This window comes from Kitasatospora sp. NPDC051170 (assembly GCF_044455705.1).
Taxonomy (GTDB): Bacteria; Actinomycetota; Actinomycetes; order Streptomycetales; family Streptomycetaceae; genus Kitasatospora.
In genome coordinates, this window is sequence record NZ_JBITFA010000043.1 from 1 (window position 1) to 3,129 (window position 3,129).

Annotated in this window: 1 protein-coding gene; it reads right to left on the reverse strand. The window is 72.0% G+C overall.

Features of this window, described 5'->3' with window-relative positions:
* On the reverse strand, positions 1 to 2,985 hold a 2,985-nt coding region (locus ACIBCA_RS37120), incomplete at its 3' end, for a DUF927 domain-containing protein (protein ID WP_396287601.1).
* Positions 2,986 to 3,129 lie beyond the last annotated feature (144 nt).

The following is a 3,129-nucleotide window of genomic DNA, read 5'->3' on the forward strand; positions in this document are numbered from 1 at the left end:
GCCCTTCGACAGCAGCTCGTAGGCGCCGTGCAGGGCCCGCTTCTTGACGGGCCAGTAGTACGCCTCCAGGACGTCCGGCACCCAGTCCGGGTAGACGTCCCACACGACCTTGAGCGCGGGCGTGGAGCGCACCCAGAACCCGCCGTTCTCGTCCGGTTCGAACCGGAAGTCGGGCAGGCCCGGCAGGCCGCTCCCGGGCGGGTTGGAGACTCGCCACAGGCCCGGGGTGTCCCGGGGGATCTCGGGCAGGTCGCCGTCACGCTCGGCAAGGTAGTGCTCAGGCTCGCCGATGCCGAGCGGCGTGCTCCCCCACGCCGCCAGCCACGCGGCGCTCTTGTCGTACTGGTGCAGCCACTTCGCGTCGCGCTCGGCAGCCTCCGGGGCCCGGTCCCACTGGAGCTTGAGCACCGACGGCAGGTTCATCGAGAGCGGCTTCACCTCGCCGCGCCGGACAGCCTGGCTGGTCACGTCGTCCCGGTAGAGGCCGCCCGCGTAGTCCTCTCCGGTCTTGTTCGGGCTCATGTAGTACGGCACGACCTTCGGCTTCCCGGCGGTCCCGTGCAGGGTGGACAGCAGGTAGACCATCAGCGCGTCCAGCAGTACCGCGGCTTCGGTCGGGCCCGAGAAGCCATGCCGGACGCGCTTGTCCATGCGGTCCTCGTACTCCGGGATCGCGAGGCTCAGGCGGCGTCCGTCGGTGGTCTCCAGGGTCATCCAGGGGACCAGGCCGCCCTGGACCACGCGCAGCACCGGCCCGCCTTCGGCCGGGGTCGCCCAGGCGTGGGCGACGGGGGCGGTCCGGCCGCCGGGCTTGCGCCGGTCGTAGGCGGGCAGGCCGAGCGCCCGCACGGCGCTCGCGTGCAGGTAGAGGGTCTTGAGCCCGTAGGCGTCCATGAGCGGGACCACCTGGCCCACCGACTCGGGCAGCTCCACCGGCACCGGCAAGGAGTTGGGCAGGTGCAGCCCGTCGGCGCCGAGCACGCCCAGGGCGGCGGCGTCGGCGGTCCGGCCGCCGGCCTTCTCCAGGGTGTCCCAGCGCCCGTCCACCACGGCCCGCTCCGGGGCGGGGAACACGATGCGCGGGGGCAGCTCGGGCCGGGGCGGGACCACGGCCGCCACCGGATCGGCCGGCGCCTGGACCGGCAGGGCCGGGGCTGTGAATGGGGCCGGGGCCGGGAGCGCGGTGGCGCCCTGCGCGGCGGCCAGCTCGGCTCGGGCGATCGGCGAGCCGTCCGCAGGGGCCTCGACCTCCGGCAGCACGGTGGCTTCGGCGGCCTCGTTGTAGAGGGCCCGTGCCTTGTCCACGTTGAGGATGTAGACCATGCCCGGGACCTGCTTGCGCAGGTGCTCGCCCGGGGGCTTCGACGTGAACTTCGTGGCGCCCTGGGTGGAGCGCAGGATGCCGTGCTTGCGCATCTCGGTCAGCCCCGGTGTGGTCGTGTCGATCCCGGCCTGCTTGGCCAGCGTGTCCATCGTCGTCTTGAGGACGTGGATCTCCAGACCCTTCTTCCCGTCGTACCAGTAGCCCAGCATGGTCCGGATCGGCAGCTCCTCTTCGCCGGTCTTCGAGTTGGTGCCGAGCTGGCGGTAGTCGGGCCAGGACAGCGGCTCGGTGCCGATGAGACCGGCCAGCTTCTCCCACAGGACCGCCCCGGCGCTCTGGTTGTTCTCCACGGCGGCGTCCACGATGCGCGGCAGCTCGGCGCGCGCGTCCTCAAAGGCGCGCTCGCCCAGCTCGGGGATGCCCAGCACCACGCCGAGCAGGTGGGCGCCGACGCACCACGCGGCCACGGTCCGGGCCAGGGTGAGCGCCACACCGCCGTCCGAGCTGCTGAGGCGCTGGGTGATCTGTAGGTGCAGCGCGCGCCACTCGGCGATCTTCTCGCCGGTGAACTGGCCGCTGGAGTTCGCCCAGTGCAGCGGCCAGCCGTGGAACTGGGTGGCGGCGGCGGCGGCGGCCTGCGCGTCGGCGCCGGAGGCGAAGAACGGGGCGCCGATCTCGATCACCCGGGACGCCCAGGACTCAGGCTGGCCGGGGTGGAACAACGATTCGTTCGAGGACGTGGACAGCACGGACTTCCACGCGCCGACCTGGAACCGGACGGTGCCATCGACGCTGATCCGGTCGCGCCGACCGCCGCCGATGATGCGCGAGATCAGGGCCCGGATCTGGGCCAGCGTCAGGCCGCCGGAGGAGATCTCCTCGCGGATCATCGGCAGGTAGCGGACCAGTAGCAGCAGCTCGGGCAGAGCGTTCGCCGTGCTGGACAGCTCCTTGAACAGCATCCCCGCGTCACTGGGGTCGCCCAGCAGGCACGCTTGGACGATCTGGACCAGCGACTTGCCCTGCTGCGGGCTGCCGAGGTGGTTCAGCACGTGGGCGTGCACGCCGGGAAGGGAGGAGATCAGCGGCCCGGCGAAGACCGCGCCGATGACCAGGGTGGTCCGCTCGGACGCCATGGCTGACCGGATCACGGTGGCCCAGGCCGCCCGCGCGCCGGCCTCGTCGGGGTCACCGAGCCGCAGGTAGCCGTACTCCTGCGCGTCGGGGTCTGGCAGCACGAGCGTGCCGTTCTCGCTCTTCACCGCGATGCCCGCCAGCTCCGGCGCGGCCTTCACCTCCTCGGACATGACCTGGGCGAACGCCTGGCGCTGGTCGGGGCCGACCGGGCGCGGCTCGCCGATCTTGTCCGCGTAGCTGCCGTCGTGGATCTCGGAGGTGGTGGCGATCCGGCGCTTGCCCTCCTTGCTCTCCAGCAGGAACCCGATCCGGGTGTGGGAGCGGTCGGACATGCGGTAGGTCACCCGGCCACGGACCGGGGGCACCATGCCGACGGGCAGCGTCTCGGCGCCGGCCTTCGCCTGGTGCAGGATCTCGCGGGACCGGGGGTCGAAGAACCAGCCGCTCTTCATGCCCGCGATGGGCAGGAGTCCGGCGGTGGAGACGCCCGGACGGATGCTGGTCACCGTGGCCTGAGCGGGCACGGTCGGTGAGGTCTTTCGGGTGGGCACGGAGTCCTCTCGCGCCCGGTGCGGTGGTGACAGGGGAGAGATCTCCCCTACACTCGACACCGAGCTGTATTGGACCCCCCGGCATATGGACTGCGAATCCGTCGGGGGGTCTCTGCT